This window comes from Aquimarina discodermiae (assembly GCF_040786235.1).
Lineage (GTDB): Bacteria > Bacteroidota > Bacteroidia > Flavobacteriales > Flavobacteriaceae > Aquimarina.
On the sequence record NZ_JBFMKP010000014.1, the window covers coordinates 48,556 to 65,493 of the forward strand.

The 16,938-nt window shown below is 31.9% G+C and carries 14 protein-coding genes and 1 pseudogene; 9 read left to right on the top strand and 6 right to left on the bottom strand.

Translation table 11 applies throughout. The features are described 5' to 3' along the window. Window positions 1-92 precede the first annotated feature (92 nt). On the top strand, window positions 93-797 hold the full coding sequence (locus ABW636_RS10475; protein ID WP_367589934.1) for a hypothetical protein: 705 nt from the start codon (window positions 93-95) through the stop codon (window positions 795-797). A gap of 180 nt (window positions 798-977) precedes the next feature. On the opposite strand, the gene pabB is transcribed toward ABW636_RS10475, so the two are convergent. Together pabB and ABW636_RS10485 are read right to left on the bottom strand one after the other, a co-directional pair. Then, a complete protein-coding gene (gene pabB, locus ABW636_RS10480; protein ID WP_367589935.1) occupies window positions 978-2,285 on the bottom strand; it encodes an aminodeoxychorismate synthase component I in 1,308 nt (435 codons plus the stop codon). 7 nt (window positions 2,286-2,292) lie between these two features. Next, complete coding sequence (locus ABW636_RS10485) at window positions 2,293-2,832, bottom strand: NADPH-dependent FMN reductase (RefSeq protein WP_367589936.1); 540 nt, start codon at window positions 2,830-2,832, stop codon at window positions 2,293-2,295. Between the two features lie 82 nt (window positions 2,833-2,914). Between ABW636_RS10485 and ABW636_RS10490 the strand changes: the two genes are divergently transcribed. Then, a complete protein-coding gene (locus ABW636_RS10490) occupies window positions 2,915-4,273 on the top strand; it encodes a DEAD/DEAH box helicase (RefSeq protein WP_367589937.1) in 1,359 nt (452 codons plus the stop codon). A 7-nt stretch (window positions 4,274-4,280) separates the two neighbouring features. After that, window positions 4,281-5,246, top strand: a complete 966-nt coding sequence (locus tag ABW636_RS10495) for a hypothetical protein (RefSeq protein ID WP_367589938.1) — start codon at window positions 4,281-4,283, stop codon at window positions 5,244-5,246. A gap of 200 nt (window positions 5,247-5,446) precedes the next feature. Here the strand turns inward: ABW636_RS10495 and ABW636_RS10500 are convergent, their stop codons facing one another. Next, on the bottom strand, window positions 5,447-8,401 hold the full coding sequence (locus ABW636_RS10500) for a M43 family zinc metalloprotease (RefSeq protein ID WP_367589939.1): 2,955 nt from the start codon (window positions 8,399-8,401) through the stop codon (window positions 5,447-5,449). A 462-nt stretch (window positions 8,402-8,863) separates the two neighbouring features. Here ABW636_RS10500 and ABW636_RS10505 point away from each other — a divergent pair, with 462 nt between their 5' ends. Beyond that, window positions 8,864-10,630, top strand: coding sequence for an ABC transporter ATP-binding protein (locus tag ABW636_RS10505; RefSeq protein ID WP_367589940.1), 1,767 nt, complete (start codon window positions 8,864-8,866; stop codon window positions 10,628-10,630). A gap of 20 nt (window positions 10,631-10,650) precedes the next feature. Here the strand turns inward: ABW636_RS10505 and ABW636_RS10510 are convergent, their stop codons facing one another. Continuing rightward, the gene (locus ABW636_RS10510; protein ID WP_367589941.1) at window positions 10,651-11,058 is read right to left on the bottom strand and encodes an ACT domain-containing protein; all 408 of its coding nucleotides are present in this window, start codon (window positions 11,056-11,058) and stop codon (window positions 10,651-10,653) included. Between the two features lie 493 nt (window positions 11,059-11,551). Here ABW636_RS10510 and ABW636_RS10515 point away from each other — a divergent pair, with 493 nt between their 5' ends. From ABW636_RS10515 to ABW636_RS10535, 5 genes and pseudogenes are all read left to right on the top strand, one after another. After that, window positions 11,552-12,697 (top strand): hypothetical protein, encoded by a 1,146-nt coding sequence (locus ABW636_RS10515; RefSeq protein WP_367589942.1) that lies wholly within the window; start codon window positions 11,552-11,554, stop codon window positions 12,695-12,697. Between the two features lie 172 nt (window positions 12,698-12,869). Continuing rightward, window positions 12,870-13,187, top strand: coding sequence for a hypothetical protein (locus ABW636_RS10520; RefSeq protein WP_367589944.1), 318 nt, complete (start codon window positions 12,870-12,872; stop codon window positions 13,185-13,187). 139 nt (window positions 13,188-13,326) lie between these two features. Next, window positions 13,327-13,614 carry a DUF3179 domain-containing (seleno)protein gene (locus ABW636_RS10525; protein ID WP_367590015.1) on the top strand — a complete coding sequence of 96 codons (288 nt, stop codon included), beginning with the start codon at window positions 13,327-13,329 and terminating at the stop codon, window positions 13,612-13,614. 4 nt (window positions 13,615-13,618) lie between these two features. Further along, window positions 13,619-14,230: pseudogene (locus ABW636_RS10530) on the top strand (DUF3179 domain-containing (seleno)protein). Between the two features lie 75 nt (window positions 14,231-14,305). After that, complete coding sequence (locus ABW636_RS10535) at window positions 14,306-14,542, top strand: CDGSH iron-sulfur domain-containing protein (RefSeq protein ID WP_367589945.1); 237 nt, start codon at window positions 14,306-14,308, stop codon at window positions 14,540-14,542. A 69-nt stretch (window positions 14,543-14,611) separates the two neighbouring features. On the opposite strand, the gene ABW636_RS10540 is transcribed toward ABW636_RS10535, so the two are convergent. Beyond that, the gene (locus ABW636_RS10540; protein ID WP_367589946.1) at window positions 14,612-15,940 is read right to left on the bottom strand and encodes a serine hydrolase domain-containing protein; all 1,329 of its coding nucleotides are present in this window, start codon (window positions 15,938-15,940) and stop codon (window positions 14,612-14,614) included. 14 nt (window positions 15,941-15,954) lie between these two features. After that, a complete protein-coding gene (locus ABW636_RS10545; RefSeq protein ID WP_367589947.1) occupies window positions 15,955-16,836 on the bottom strand; it encodes a redoxin domain-containing protein in 882 nt (293 codons plus the stop codon). Between the last annotated feature and the right edge of the window lie 102 nt (window positions 16,837-16,938).

The following is a 16,938-nucleotide window of genomic DNA, read 5'->3' on the forward strand; positions in this document are numbered from 1 at the left end:
AATCAATATTAAATACTGATTATCAATTTTTTAACATTAATTGTAATTAGTTTTTACTATTTTTAGGAGACAACTTCTTAAAATACTGATCAATGAATAGGCCACATGAATCACAGAAACCTCATCAGACAAACCAACAAAAAGAATTTAGTAAAAAATTATTATCGATCGTACCTCATTTACACCCTTATGTAAAGCACCGACTTTATATAGCAGAAAGCATTGGTATTCTACCTCAAAATATGTATTGCTCTAATGGTATTATTGATGACGCCATTGTAAAGTTACATCAAGATGATATCGATACCGATATAGATACGCTTTCTCTAGAGCTTACTCTTTTTAAAATTACAGATGAACTTTTAGACGAACTTTATATAAGCGAAGGTTGGCATCAAAAGAATATTAGTACGAACTACTTCTTGAAAGAAGAACTTGAAAGGCTTGAAGAAAACTTTACTGTAGAAGCTAATAATGAGCTAATCATGAAAGAAGAATTAGATGATATTTGCTACCAACAAAAGAATTATATTCATAAACAAAACTTTATTTATGATGATTTGGATTCTGATATTTTAAAAGTTGTGGAAATAGAGCCAAGTACTGATCAAAGAAAACAAAAACTCCTTGGTAAATTTTATAGTTGGCTCCCTATGGAAACGTCTAAAATTATCGACTTGTTCGTTTTTGGAAAGCTAAATTTTGTAGAAATTGCCACTATCAAAGGGATTAGCCCCCAAGAGGTAAAAGAAATCATTATCGACGTAAGAAAGAGTTTTAGACGTAATTTGATTTAGGTTTCTCTAAATTAAAAGAGGAATAGCAACTTGCTGTATTTGCTCTCTCTGAGAAAGGAGTAATAAGATTTATGGATGAGAATTCGTAAATCGTATAAAGTTAAGGGTCATTACTGTATCCCCTCATCCTAACCTTCTCCCAGAAGGAGAAGGAACTAAATAAGTTTTAAATCGAGTTATTTAGTTTATACTTTCTAAAACTTCTCTCATTGCCTTGGCTTTTAACAAGCACTCTTCGTATTCACGATCTGGGTTGGACTTGGCTGTTATAGCTCCTCCTACTGTATAGGAAATATATTTTTGTTCTTCGTTATATAAAATACTTCGAATAACTACATTAAAATCAAAATCTCCTTTTGGGCTAAAATATCCTACTGCACCACTATATAATCCTCGTTTGGATTCTTCCAGGTCTTCTATAATTTGCATAGCTGATACCTTGGGTGCTCCTGTCATACTTCCCATAGGAAACGTAGTTTTGATCACATCTACAGGAGAAGTGGTAGCATCTATTTCTGAAACCACAGTAGAAATCATTTGGTGTACCTGATCAAAAGAATATACTTTACACAACTCTTCGACAGTAACAGATCCTTTGACCGCTGTTTTCGAAAGGTCATTACGCACCAAATCAACGATCATAATGTTTTCTGATCGTTCTTTAGGATCATTTTTAAGGTTATTTATTAACTTTTGATCCTCTTGTATATCCTCAGATCTTTTTGCCGTTCCTTTGATGGGTTGCGAAATAATTTTTTGCCCTTCTTTCCGTAAATAACGTTCTGGAGATGCCGATAACAAATATTGATACCTACTCTTTAAAAAAGTAGCAAAAGGAGGTTTTGATATCGAATTTAGATGTGTATAGGTTTGTAATGGGTCTATACAACTATTTTGAGCAAAAAATTCCTGACAAAAATTAGCCTCATAAATATCGCCTCGATGTATATGAGCCAACATTTTATTGATCTTCTTTTTATAGGTGTCTTTTGTTATGCGCAGGCTTATTTTAATCTTACCACAAGGTGAATTCTCTTCTTTTTTGGCATTAGTATTTATTGTCTCAATTTCATTAAAATCCTCTTCTATTTGATCATCAACCATGTTTAGATAATGTACCTCTAGCGCATCATCTTGTAGTAAAAAAATTTTTTTTGGTTGAAAAAAATACAAATCAGGAAACTCAAGCAAATCTTTATTGGTCGAGCTTAAATTCTCTATATCGTTTTTTAGATCATAAGATAAGTATCCAAAAATCCAATCTTTGGCTTGTTCTTGATATTCTTTTAAAGCTTCAAAACTATTATAATAGTCTGTTTTTATGGTCGTAAAAGCATCTACTGCCAGTACTGCATCATAACTAGAATATTTTTGAGCATAATGATTAGAATCTAACCAAATAACTTCTTCAAATTGCTGCGCCCAATGCAATAATTTGGTTTTAAATTCTAAAGGGTTTTTTAAGGTATATTCTCGAATACTACGCACCTGCTCACTATATTTGATGCGCAAAAGTACTGAGAACTTCTCTCAATCCCAACAAAAGTGTCTCATCTGTTACGGTTTTTGATTCTATCGAAAAATTATCATAAAAAGAAGGAAAACTAAAACTATCTATAATATCGGCTCCAAATCTAGGAAACACACTTTTTGCATATTCCAAAGCTCCCACTCCTCCTCTCTTTCCAGGAGAAGTACTCATGACCAAAATTTTTTTACCCTCAAGAAAATTACGATCTAATCTAGACAGCCAATCTACCGTGTTTTTAAAAAAAGCACTCCAGCTACCGTTATGCTCGTTCACAGAAATAATTAAAGCATCTGCTTCAGAGATTTCCTGTTTAAGCGCAAGTATCATTCCAGGAAAGGCATTATTTTTCTCCTGATCTTCACTATATATTGGCGCGGTATAATTTACAAGATTGATGACTCTTGTTGTATGTATTTTAATTTCTGATGCAATAAATTCTACTAATTTTTGATTGATCGATGTGCTACTATTAGATCCTGAAAAGGCAAGGATTTTTTTCATCATTAGTATATTAGGAAATCAAAAGTAATCAAAATGTAAACAGTCCCAAAATAAGGCTACCTTTGCAATATCAAAAAAGAATCAATTGGCTTTTCAAGATTTAAATTTAAGTACGCAATTACTCAACGCATTAGATGATCTAGGATTTAAGACTCCTACTGCTATTCAGGAAGAAGCATTTTCTCCTGTTATGTCTGGTAAAGATGTTGTTGGTATTGCACAAACTGGTACGGGTAAAACTTATGCCTATATGCTACCCATTTTAAGAATGTTATCTTATTCTGTTCAACAAAACCCAAGAGTGTTGGTATTAGTACCTACACGAGAACTGGTTGTACAGGTAATTGATGAAATTGAAAAACTCACTACTTATATAAATGTGCGTTTTACCGGGGTGTATGGTGGTACTAATATCAATACTCAAAAACAGGCTGTCTCACAAGGGTTAGATATTGTTGTAGCAACTCCAGGACGATTATATGACCTGGCGGCAAGTAGAGCCTTACAGCTAAAATCAATTCAGAAATTAGTTATTGATGAAGTAGATGTGATGATGGATTTAGGTTTTAGGCATCAGCTTATGAATATTTTTGATATCCTGCCAAAGCATCGTCAAAACATTATGTTTTCTGCAACCATGACCGAGGAGGTAGAAACACTTATTTCAGATATTTTTACAAGTCCGCAAAAAGTATCCATTGCAAAAAGTGGAACTCCATTAGAAAACATATCCCAATATGGGTATAAAGTAACTAACTTTTATACCAAAGTTAATCTCTTAGAGGATATTCTTCAGGATTTTGACTCTTATCAAAAAGTATTATTATTTGTTGGAAATAAAAAAATGGCGGATCGACTTTTTGATAGATTCGAAAAAACATTTCCTGACCAATGCGCGGTCATTCATTCTAATAAAACTCAAAATTACAGATTGCGTAGTATCGAGCAATTCGAAAGTGGAGAACATCGCATTTTGATTGCCACAGATGTAATGGCAAGAGGGCTTGATATCGATGATATTACTCATGTGATTAATGTAGATACCCCAGAATATCCCGAAAACTACATGCATCGAATCGGTAGAACAGGAAGAGCTCAAAAACAAGGTACTTCACTAGTGCTTACCACAGAAAAAGAAGAAGAATATCTCGAAATTATAGAAGATTTGATGGAAATGAAAGTAAATCAACTGGATTTTCCTGATCATATTACGATCTCTGATGAGTTAACTCCCGAGGAACAACCCAAAGTAAAAGAAATTTACAATCCACATAAACGCCCTAATGACGAAATTGGAGCTGCGTTTCATGAGAAAAAAGCAAAAAACCAAAAAACTAACCAAGGTGGTTCTTACCAACGTGAAATCAAAAAGAAATACAAAAAACCAAAAACCAAAGGAGATAAAACTTTTAATCTAAAGCATAAAAAGAAGAAAAGAAAATAACTGGTTTATGAAATTAAATACCATTACCAATTATGTTTTTGTTTTAGGATTAATTGTATTATTACTAAATGATCATTTTCTAAAATCTTATTTTCATAATAACTTAACTGGAAAGATATCAGATTTTGCCGGCATTTTAATATTTCCCATGCTCCTAACATTTTTGTTTCCAATTAATACTAAAAAAGCCGTTATAGCTACCATACTTTTCTTTGTTTACTGGAAATCTTCATTATCACAACCTCTTATAGATTTCATAAATTCGTTTGAAATCGTAAACTATGTAAGAATTGTAGATTATACAGATTTTATTGCTTTTCTGATACTTCCGGTTACTACATATGTATTGAAGCATATTGAGCTTTTTGAAATAAAATTTACACGAAAAAAATTTAAAAACTTTGTCGGTTATTCTTTATTATTTATTTGCTCAGTTACTTTTATGGCCACTTCAAACGATGATGACACCCATGACCAAACTTTTACAGAACATTGTTGCAATCAAATTCCTATATCTAAAAAAGTAGGTAATGGTATGATTTACATTCCTTCTATATTTACTCCTGATAATAATGGAGTTAATGATATATTTCAAATCTCTATTGATTCAAACATTGTAAAAATTGATACCTTTTTAATATCCAGAGAAATTTTTGTGGGCGGTCGTAATAAAATAGATACTGTTTTTAACAAAACAAATATCACAGAGATAACATCTAAAAATGGTTTTGACGGAAAGATATCAGATTCTATACCACCACAAGCCCTATATCAATTTACGATAGTTGTTTCTTCGAAAGATAGTATAACCAAAAAGTTCACAGGAAATATATGTGCAATCCCATGTCAAAAAAACACAGAAAATAGTGAACCTGATAATTTTGAGTCTTGTGCTTTTTCTTCGCAATTTGATCCAAAAAAAGGTTATGATCCTAATATAGAGCCAGACGAAGATATAAGTTGTTTTGATTAAAACCCGGAATATGCATTAGAAAATCTATTACAGCTTCCAATTGCTTCAAAAACTGATGCTTCGCTGTGTTTTTTTAATGTAAGCATAACCCTTCGGCATTGCTCAGGATAAACTGCTATGCTGAAATTAAGAAAACACAAGTTTTTATTGCACTTGAAACCCTCATAACGAAGTTCTAATGTATAATCCGGGTTTAAAAATTATTGTTTTAAAATTTTCAAAATGGTCGTACCATGAACACCCAATATTTTCACAAAATAAGTTCCAGCTTCTTTTAATTCATTCGTAAACGATGTTTTTACAGGAGCCTCTTCTTTAAAATTCTGTTGTTCAATAAGTCTTCCTGTAATGTCATATAATTGTATTGAAGTTACAGATTCCCTATCACTATAGTCACTAAAGTCTAACGTAAATATACCTTGAGTCGGATTTGGGTATAATTTAGGTGCTTTAGCATAATCTACTTTTTTCTGATTATTTTCTTTAGCATAAAACTTTAAATTATCAATCCAAATTCGAGTACCAAACCCAGAAATGTTTTTAAATTTAATCAAAAGATCAGAAGACAAATCTTTATATTGATCTAAAGATATATTTTCTGTTCTCCAATCAGTACTATTTGTAGGTATCCAATCATTAGAATCGTTTGTTAGCACCTCTGCAGTTTCTAATTCTAGGTGGTTTTTTCTAAATAACACTTTCCAAGTATTACCGCAATCTAAAGAACCTAATATTTCTAGAACATCTTCACTATTATCATCATATCTAGTATAAGCAACATCAAATGACAAACGTGACACCCCTGTCGAAAGATCAATATCTGATAATGTAATTTCGTCTATTTTACCTGCAGGGTTATCTGCATTATTCATAATCATACAATACCTATCACCATTTCCTGCATCATTACGCTTTTCCCAAGTTAAAGCATTATCGGGATTATGGATCACCCAACCAAATGGAGGAAACTGCCCTTCAAAAGTTTCTATATCCCCTGTTTTGATAGGATTTTTTATCTTTATAGCCCCTTTCAAGGTCTTTTTATCTTCGCCATAAAAGTTTTTTGAAACCAAATATACATCATATACTCCTGGAGAGGTATAGGTAACTGTTACATTTCTTTCTTGTGAGGTCGATGGTGTTCCTCCCTCAAAATACCAGAAACTAGTTGTATCAACACCGGTTGACTCATCTTTAAACTGGGCAGTAACCAGATTATCGTTATTGCATATTGATGCTCCTATCTGCCTATAACTGATATTCGCAATTGGTCGATCATTACCTCTTAGTTTTACCCTAAAATTATCGATCATGATTTTAGTTCCAAATCCAGAAGTGTTTTCAAACCTAATTATCACATTACTTTCGCCATCATATGTACTTAAATCTATTATTTCTTTTCTCCAATGGTAATTTTCTGTCGGAATCCAATTGTTCGACAAATCAGTTGGCACCTGATAAGTCTCTAGTTCTGTATGTGTTTTAGCATACACATCATCCCAGGTAACCCCACAATCCTTAGAAACCTGTAGTTTTAAAATATCTGGGCTTGAATCATCGAATTTTGTGTAGGCGAGATCAAAATACATCTGACTTTTAAACGCATTAGAAAAATCATAATTTGGAGTTTGTATATAATCTTTTTGCCCGACCTTTTTATTATCACTATTATTCATTGCCATACAGAAGTTATCTCCTTTTCCTATATTTATTTTACGATGCCATTTGTATAAATTATCTGAATTAGTAATTTTCCAGCCTAATGGAGGAAATTGTTTATCAAACTTCTCTACTTCTAAATAGTTTACTAATCCCTTATTAACATAAACATAATTTTTTTTCTGCACAGTATGACTTCTTTTTCTCAATTCATCTGTAGCAGTCAGTTTTACATTATACACTCCTGGCGTATCATAAGTAACTTCGGGGTTTCTTTCTATGGATACAGCAGGTGTTCCTCCTTCAAATTCCCATTTCCAGAAGGTTGGTGTTCCTTTAGAGTTATCCATAAATGAAACCGTTTCTCCTATGCATACGGTAATATCACTTCTGAAATTTGCAATAATATCAGAAGGTTCTACTCCTGTAGCAATTAAATTTTCTGGTTGCCATAGATTTCTTCTCGGAAAGGGGTTGTTGTCTGACTTTTCTAGATCTAACCAATACTTCATAAAATCAGTTTGTCCCTGTGTAAACATTTTTCTACAAGAACGATTATAACTCATAAAGTTTTCATAATTAGGGTATACCCCGCAGCTATTTAACACATCGAGGTTACATCCAAAATTTACTGTAGTAGACGGAGTATCATCTATACCATCATTTATCGAATCACATCCTTTATAAAAAGTATGTTGCAAACCTAAATAATGCCCTACCTCATGTGCTAATACAAAATTACCAAAAGAGAAAGATCCTAATTCACTACACCCCAATGACGATGTCCCTGCTTCATAATACCCTCCTAAGTATCGACTATTCATATATATTCTAGGAATGACATCTGATGTTGGTAAATATGAGATTCCAGCAGCACGATTTCCGCTACTATTAAACAAAGAATCAAAAACCATGATATCTATATAAAATTTGTTGTTTTTACCCCACCATAGATAAGAAGAGATTGAGGGATCAGGAACTGTATGGGTTGTTATGCCCTCATCAATTAATAAATTAACTCCTGGAACTTCTAAAACATTTCCATACGGATCGATAGTAGCCGCTACAAATTCTATATTAACTTTTCCTCTTATATCTCTAAATCTTTTATCAACTTCATTTGAATACAAGGTCCCATAAATATTCTCTAATGAATTGTTGAAATTTCCATTAAGAATTTGCAAGGCAGAATTAACTTGACACTTTAAGTCTTCATTACTGCTCCTTCCATTATTATAAGTAATCCCAGTATCAAAACCAGAGCGTTTACCTGTATAAAAAAAATGAAACACAACAGGAATCTTATATTTTTCTTCCATTTTTTTTGAGGACTTATTCTTTTCAAAACCTTTTTGATTTTTGAAATCAAACAATGCTTTTTGGTATCTTATTTTTTCTTTGGAAGACATTTTTTCTGTACCACAAGAATTTTGAATTGTTTGAGCAAAACTCGAAAATGTGGAAACTAATATTATAAAGGCAAGAATTCTGTACATTTTAAAAAAATTTGTGAATATTCAAAATGCTTAATAATGACATTAAAAACATCCTTGATTAAGCAAAAACGGATAATCATTGGTTAATACTTTTTATTATAAAACGTTTTATCCCTTCTAAAATATCCGTTAAATGTATAAAATGACTGTATTAGTGTATAAACAGCATTTCTGACTGTATAAAAAGCATTTCCTATTCAAAGAAATAGGTCTAACAGGCATATACTTTACGATTTATTTGAGCAAGTTTATTATTTTTAATACTTGATATTTGTCGATTCTAAGATGATAATAGTTTTCAAAGATTTGAAACTCAAAAAACTTAGTAACCATGGCTATAGTAATATCTTTTATATGCCCCTGAACAATGTGGGGATAAGTTGCTCTGTAACATAACAGCTTTATTTATACCAAATTATTAATGTATACTATCTCTTTATTTAAAAATTGATCACATAAAGTATGAAAAAGTACGCTACTCCATCAAAAAAAAAGAAATCAAAAGTAACCTTACTGCGAGCTTTTAAGACCATCATATGGCCTAGAAGAAGTCTTGTTTTTATAGGGCTAGTTCTTATTGTTTTTAACCGTATTGCCGGACTTATACTTCCCTGGAAAAGTAAGACGTTATTAGACGATGTTGTTCCTAGTAAGGATATGGAATTACTCTACGAATTATTAATCATAGTAGGAACCGCAATTCTTGTGCAGGCTACCACTTCATTTTTATTGACCAGAATACTAAGTGTACAAGCACAATATCTAATTTCTGAACTTAGAGCACAAGTACAAAAAAAAGTACTTTCTCTTCCAATCAGTTTTTTTGACAATACCAAGTCGGGCGCATTGGTATCTAGAGTGATGAGTGACGTAGAAGGTGTTCGTAATTTGATAGGTACTGGGTTAGTACAAATGATCGGTGGTGTTTTTACCGCCATTGTATCAGTTGTATTATTAGTCAATATTAATCCATGGATGACATTATTTGTATTGGTTCCTGTCTCCTTATTTGGGTTGATTGCGCTAAAGGCTTTTAAATATATTCGACCTATTTTTAGAAAAAGAGGAGAAATTAATGCGCAGGTGAAGGGTAGATTAACAGAAACTTTAGCTGGTGTTCGCGTTATTAAAGGTTTTGGAGCAGAAGAACAAGAACATAAAATATTCGAAAAAGGCGTTGATCGTTTATTTCAAAATGTTAAGAAAAGTTTAACCGCAACTGCATTAATGACCAGTTCTTCTACATTTTTATTAGCAGGAATTGCCTCTACCGGGATTATGGGTATTGGGGGGTATTATATGATGCAAGGAACTATGACCGCTGGTGAATTTTTATCTTTTACCATGTACTTGGCTTTTATGATCGCTCCTATTGTGCAAATGAGTAATATTGGCAGTCAATTAACAGAAGCACTAGCCGGTTTAGATCGCACCGAAGAATTGATGAATATGACGCCAGAAGAAGCGTTAGAAAATCGCACCATAGCACTGGATACGATTACTGGTAATATTGCTTTTAACAATGTTTCTTTCTCTTATCTCGAAGGAAAAGAGGTCTTACACAATATTAATTTTAAAGCTCCCGCAGGATCTGTAACAGCTTTGGTAGGTAGTTCGGGTTCTGGAAAATCTACTATAGCAGGGCTTGCGGCTACATTTTTAACACCAAAATCTGGTGATATTACTATTGATGGTACCGACATTTCTACCGTAAAGCTACAGAGTTATCGTCGTCACTTAGGGGTTGTCCTACAAGATGAATTTTTATTTGAAGGAACCATAAAAGAAAATATACTTTTTCCTAGACCAGATGCTACTCAAGAACAATTACAACAAGCTATACAAGCAGCCTATGTAAATGAATTTACAGATCGATTTGATGATGGATTAGAAACATTAATCGGAGAAAGAGGGGTGAAACTATCAGGAGGTCAACGACAAAGAATTGCTATCGCAAGAGCCATTTTGGCCGACCCACAGATTATCATTCTAGACGAAGCTACTTCTAGTCTTGATACAGAAAGTGAAGCCTTGATACAAAGAAGTCTTAATGAATTAATGAAAGGCAGAACCACTTTTGTAATAGCTCACAGACTTAGTACTATTAAAAAAGCAGATCAAATATTGGTGATAGAATCTGGCAAGATTGCAGAACGCGGTACGCACGACGAGCTTATTTCTGCTCAAGGTAGATATTTTGATCTTTATACGTATCAGGCTAGAATATAAGATATCGTACATTACATATATTAGTTATTTTCATAATTTTCTGATAATTGTTTTAAAACCAAAATTGCTTTATTCGAATCTTTTTTATCTACGAAAATATGATCATGATAATACCCTGCAATAACATTACAACTAATATCGTTCTTTGCTAATTCGTTTGAAAATATTGCTGTTAACCCCACTGCTTCTAATGATGAATGTACGGTTAGTGTGATCCAAGATGCCACATAATCATAACTAATGCTTAAATCATCTGCTTTTTTACGTTCAACAACAATGGTTGTACCCTCCTCTTCTTTAAATTCACAAATAGTATCTTTTCTATTTATTCTGTTGATATCTTTTATTGTAGAGAACACATATTCTCCATCATTCAGTTTTGGGGTCATCCCTTTTATCAATTCGGCTAAATTAGTCTTTCCTGCCATTTAATCTGTTTTTTTATAATTGAAATAAGTGATACGATATTGTTCACTCAATTTGTACAATAGGCTTACCTTAATAAAATGACCTTTTTACACTAATTACTTCTGAATAAATATCAAATAGCTGATTTTCTTTTGGCACAAATTAAAAATGCAACTCGAATAGCGAATTTAACACAAAACATTTACCTCCTTTTAATAATTAGCATTTTTATCACTAAAGAAAATACCTATATTTCTTAATAATTTCTAAAAAATCATAAAAAATACTTGTATGTTGTTATAGAAAAAAAACGCATAATTGTCCCTTAACCCTACTATTAACCAGCAACTCAAACCCAAAACAACAAACTAAATATCAACACCTTACACTTAAAAAGAAATTGTTTTTTTAATAGTTTTTTAACTCCTAGATACATTTAGGTTTCTACTATTATCGCTAATTTCATCTCAACTTTAACTCAACATTTTAAACTCAATTTTAAATTAAACTATCATGACACAATTCAAACTCATTTTTAGAGGTGTTTTCTTATTTGGCTTACTTTCATTTTTAATATTTTCCTGTTCTTCTGATATAGAAGAAGAAACCGGAGATGCCTTTAACTTTCCTACATCAGATGATAAATCTACAGTTCCCTCTGGGCTTGGTTATTCAAGAATCGTTAAAGCTGTAAGTAAAACTGTGGGGGAAGAGCGATCCATAGCAGAATTCAATAATGATGGAATTACAACTGGTCTTTGTTTTGATGCATCACTTATCGATGTTTCTAACAATCAGGTTATAGGTACAGTTACTTATTGTTTATCTGATATAGAGGCAAATACAGATGGTAGCTATACATTTATTAGTACTTCTATTTTTAGTTTTAATGATGGTTCTGGATTACTAATTACCAGAGGGCTGATCAACGAACAACCGACCGCTGATGATGAGGCTAATAAAATTACTAATGCAACTGGGTTAATCCCAATAGCAGATGCTATTGATATTATGGATGGAACGGGGGATTATAGAAATGCTAAAGGAAAAATACATTTATCTGGTGTTATAGATATACATAATTCTAATGAGATAACTTTCAACTCGCTATTTATAATTCCTTCCAAAAGACCTAGTTATAAAAAAAATGGCATCAATATTCTAAGATTAAAAGGAACTGGGGCAAAGAGAGTCCCTTCTGATTTCGAACAAGAACTTGGTGTAGAATCCTCTGCTATATGTTTTAATGTAGAGCTTCTAGATGCAAGAACTAATCTTAAGGTTGGTAATGGCACAGATTGTTTATCTGAGATAGTAACGGTTCAAGCAAACAATGATGGGTTACCAAAAATAAAGTTGAATACCACTGTTTTTAACTTTGATTCTGGAACCTATGCTACCCAAACACTTACAACTCTACAAACGATTTATCAGGGAGATAAAGAGATTACGCATATTACGGGAGTAACACACGAAGTAGATGATATTCAAAATAATTTTGTTTATGGGGATGGTTATTTTTCAAATATCGAAGGTAGTTCTAATATATCTGGTGCTATAAATATGTCGAAATTAGATACAGAAGGCAAAGTTGATTTTGACTGCATATTTGTATTGAACTATACACACGACGATCTTCCAACTATTACCACTAAATAATTAATTATTTGGTAATAACGCAATCTTTCTATTTTTTAGCAACATAATCTAAATGACCTCTTTTGTACTTCATAAGAGGTCATTTTTATAATTACTATTTGATCAAATCGAAAACTTCTTATAACTGTCAAAAACTATACATTTTTACGACTTACTATATAAAACGTTATTAATGAGGAATTTATTAATTGTTTTTATATTCATTATAAGTGGACCTATTCTAAGTCAAAACATATCCCAAAAATCCCAACTTAAAAAAGACTATGAGTATTTTTTGGACTTTTTTATATTTTCTGATCAATCTACACATCAAAAAGCCCTAAAATATATCGAAACTAATTGGTCAGAAGGCTTTGAAATATATACCATTGAATCTATGTTTTTTTTTAAAAACCTATACCTTAGAGTAAAACTACTGGACATTCTAAAAAAAACACCAACAAAAACTACCGTTTTGATTACAATCTATGGTATGAATATTTATGAGTAAAGAACCAACCTACACTCCTTCCTACTACACGTTCAAATCCTTATTACATGATTCTATTTATAATCGATTTCTATCTTATTTTTTAAATAGAGAACAACAATCTACAATCCGATTGGATGAAGTTCGCTGAGGCGGAGTTATACAAGATGGTGTACCTCCCCTACGAAATCCAACAATGATACGTGCAGAAAATGCCAGGTATTTAAATAATACCGACATCGTTTTTGGAATTTCTATAAATGGGGATACGAGAGCTTACCCCAAACGAATTTTGGCATGGCATGAGATGTTTACCGATAATGTGGGCGGAATCGATGTTGCCGGTGTATACTGTACTTTATGTGGTACCGTAATTTTATATAAAACTGAAAAAGATGGAGTCAATTATGAATTAGGAACCAGTGGTTTTTTTATACCAGTCAAATAAATTTATGTATGATAAAAAAACACAATCCTTACGGAATACGCTTTGGGGGAAACCAGTCATCGGACCATTGACAAGAAAAGGTATCAAGTTAGATTACCTAAGTGTAATAACTACTACCTGGGGAAAATAGAAAAAACTTCATCCCAAGACTACGGTATTATCGATTCGAACTGGCCACCAAAGAAATTATGATGAAGGAGTTGCTTATCAGGATTATTTTGCTACAGATGATTTAATGTTTTCTGTTTCTAAAAAAGACAAAAGGTTAAAAAACAAACAAGAGGTTTTGATTATCCGAATTCCTGAAGAAACAGAAGAAAACATTGCTATTTCTTCTCGTTTTTTAAGAAAAAACCACGTCTATAAAAATAAAATAAATCACAAAAACTTTACAGTATTTACAGATAGAAGTGGTGCACATAGTGTATACTTTACCAAAGACATACAATTTGTTTCCTATGATAAAAAATCTCTAGCAGTAGACAAGCAAGGAAATGTATGGAAGTTATACGAAAACAAACTAGAAAGTATTAAAAGTAAAGATACCTTAAACCGTTTACATACTTACAATGCTTTTTGGTTTGGATATTTTGCAGCTTGTCCCAATACTGTATAATAAAATAAAGGAATAAAAATTTAGAATGAATCTTAATGTCAAATACAATATTTTTAGATTCAAAAGAAAGAAACTATGGAAAATAATAAAAGAGGTGGTGATGCACCCATCGCCTGTCAATTAGAAGGAGGAAAAAATTATGCTTGGTGTACTTGTGGGCATAGTGAAGATCAGCCTTTTTGTAATGGGGCACACAAAGCAGCCAAAGCAACAACACCAATGGTTTTTAGCGTTGATGAAAACAAAGAAGCATATTTATGTACTTGCAAACAAACAAGCAACCCTCCTTATTGCGATGGGTCTCATAAATAGTCTTTTACAATACAAAAAGCCTTGTGTTTCAACTTAAACAAGGCTTTTTGTAATTATAAGATTAATTCCTTATTGTTCTTTGGGTTTTCTGACCAATACCTGCTTTTGGTTTCCTCTCTCAAAAAACATTTTATCTTCTTCTGGAACGAATCTCAAAGTCAACATTGCTCTGTCAGATTTAAATTTATTTTCTCCTACTGGTTCTAATGGTAATAACGGTTTGCCCGTTGCTTGAGCCAGTAAAACACCATCCTTTTGAATAATCTCTATGACCAACGGAAAATTTGGGCTGCTATATACTCCAAAATATGATTTTAATTGTGCTTCTTTTAATTTTGCGGTAGGTTTAAAATCTGGAAGCTTATAATCCTCACCAGAATATATCTGCAACGCTCCCAAAACAATACTCTCTATGGGTAAGACAACACCATTGGCAATGTATGTTATTCCAATCTTTTCGTTTATAAAATAGCCAGAAAGTGATTGAAACCCATCAATTTTTCCATGATGACCATATACTTTCTTATCTTGAAATGGTAACATCATAAGTCCCATACCTAAACCACCATCTATAATTTTCATCTTATTTAATGCTTCCCTTGAAATAAGTTTTCCTTCAAATAAGTGATCATAAAAAGCATTCACGTCTGATGAAGTAGAAACAATCCCTCCTGCACCCAAAGGCACGCTCATATCTGTCTCTATAGATGGGTTCCATTTATCTTCTAATTCATATGATAATGCTTCATTATTTTTTGTATCTATTTTACTACCATAGTAGGTATTCCTTAACCTGCAAGGTTTTACAATTTTGGACTGTAACACTTGGGCATATGTCTTTTTTTCTATGTCTTCAATAATGTATGATAATAAAAGATAATTTGTATTCGAGTATTCTGTTTTACTATTAGGTGTAAACTGTGATTCTGATTTTATAACTCTTGCTATCATTTGATTTCTTGTTTGTGGTAGAACCATCCAGTTTACAAAATCTACATCATCAGTAATATTATACAAACCACTACGATGTTTTAATAAATGCCCTATAGTTATCTTATCAGCATTTGGTACTAAAGGAAAGTATGTGTCGATTGTAGTGGTCAATGTTATTTTTTTTTCATCGACTAACTGCATAATCATTGTAGCAGTATATGTTTTGGTAATAGAACCTATTCTATATTTGGTATTTTTACTTGCTTCTCTATTATTCTCTACGTCTGCATAACCTATGCAATTTTGATATACCTCTTTTCCTTCATGAAATATAGAAATGCTCCCCATTCCTTTATTATTTGTTTCAATCAAATTAAATAAACTGTCTAATTTCTGTTTATTAAATGTTTGGGCTATCATACCATATCCCATTAAAAACATTATTACTATTGTCCTTTTTTTCATATTATTAATTATTATTATTTCAAAGTTGATTTACTTAAAGTTTCTCGTATAGCTTCCAAAGAGTGATACTCTTTATAAACTCCTTCTGAGTTTACAATGAAGTGTATCGGAATTCCGCCTATTTGTAATAGTCTTCTGGTTTGCTTTTGATTATTAGAAATAAGCTGAATACCTAATGGACTCTTTGTATCTATAAATCTTTTCCATTTACTAACATTATCATCAAATGAAATATCTATATATCCAATGTTCAGTTTAGATTTAAAATCACTTTTTAATTTTTCTAACTCTTCTTTTTCTTGCATACAAGGTGAACACCAAGTTGCCCAAAAGGTTATCAGATGTGTTTTTTGATTAACATTTTTTAAATTAAACTGGTTTCCGTTTTGATCTTTAAGAACATGACTAGGTAGCTTTAATTTTTTATTTTCTGTAAAATCCCATAAAACTTTGTGATCAATCAAGTTTTCTTTAGCATCAACAATGACAGTACTTTTTTGTAGTTTTAAAGGTTGTAAAAACAAGAAGAAAAGGAATATTCCGAGAGTAGCTATACTCGACAAAATCTTATACTTTTTTTTAGCATTTGCTCTCGTAATTACCAATGAAAGAACTCCCATTCCTATCAATACAAAAATGAAAGGGAAATATAAAAAACTAAAAAGATCAAAAATGCAATATGGTATAAACAGTATGGGTAATAGTTTATTAGGAGTATATTTATTAATAATACCGCTTAAAATCATAGCAATACTCCCGATCAAAACCGGAATCCATTTTAACAGATTAGCATTATAAATGTTTAGAGGATTGAGAAATAAGAAAAAATAGAATCCGATAGCCATCACTAGAACTGTTACTAATATTCCTAAAAAAATGTTTATTGCTTTTTTCATTTTGATTATTGTTTTTTGGATATAGTTATGCTTCCTTATACTAATAAGGGATCAAAAAAGTAGAACTATTACAGACTTAAAGTCTATGACAGAAAATTATCT

Bases quoted from the DNA above. Each gene is read 5' to 3' on its own strand.
- ABW636_RS10475 (WP_367589934.1), top strand. From the start codon at position 93: ATGAATAGGCCACATGAATCACAGAAACCTCATCAGACAAACCAACAA.
- ABW636_RS10485 (WP_367589936.1), bottom strand. From the start codon at position 2,832: ATGATGAAAAAAATCCTTGCCTTTTCAGGATCTAATAGTAGCACATCG.
- ABW636_RS10495 (WP_367589938.1), top strand. From the start codon at position 4,281: ATGAAATTAAATACCATTACCAATTATGTTTTTGTTTTAGGATTAATT.
- ABW636_RS10500 (WP_367589939.1), bottom strand. From the start codon at position 8,401: ATGTACAGAATTCTTGCCTTTATAATATTAGTTTCCACATTTTCGAGT.
- ABW636_RS10505 (WP_367589940.1), top strand. From the start codon at position 8,864: ATGAAAAAGTACGCTACTCCATCAAAAAAAAAGAAATCAAAAGTAACC.
- ABW636_RS10510 (WP_367589941.1), bottom strand. From the start codon at position 11,058: ATGGCAGGAAAGACTAATTTAGCCGAATTGATAAAAGGGATGACCCCA.
- ABW636_RS10515 (WP_367589942.1), top strand. From the start codon at position 11,552: ATGACACAATTCAAACTCATTTTTAGAGGTGTTTTCTTATTTGGCTTA.
- ABW636_RS10520 (WP_367589944.1), top strand. From the start codon at position 12,870: ATGAGGAATTTATTAATTGTTTTTATATTCATTATAAGTGGACCTATT.
- ABW636_RS10535 (WP_367589945.1), top strand. From the start codon at position 14,306: ATGGAAAATAATAAAAGAGGTGGTGATGCACCCATCGCCTGTCAATTA.
- ABW636_RS10540 (WP_367589946.1), bottom strand. From the start codon at position 15,940: ATGAAAAAAAGGACAATAGTAATAATGTTTTTAATGGGATATGGTATG.
- ABW636_RS10545 (WP_367589947.1), bottom strand. From the start codon at position 16,836: ATGAAAAAAGCAATAAACATTTTTTTAGGAATATTAGTAACAGTTCTA.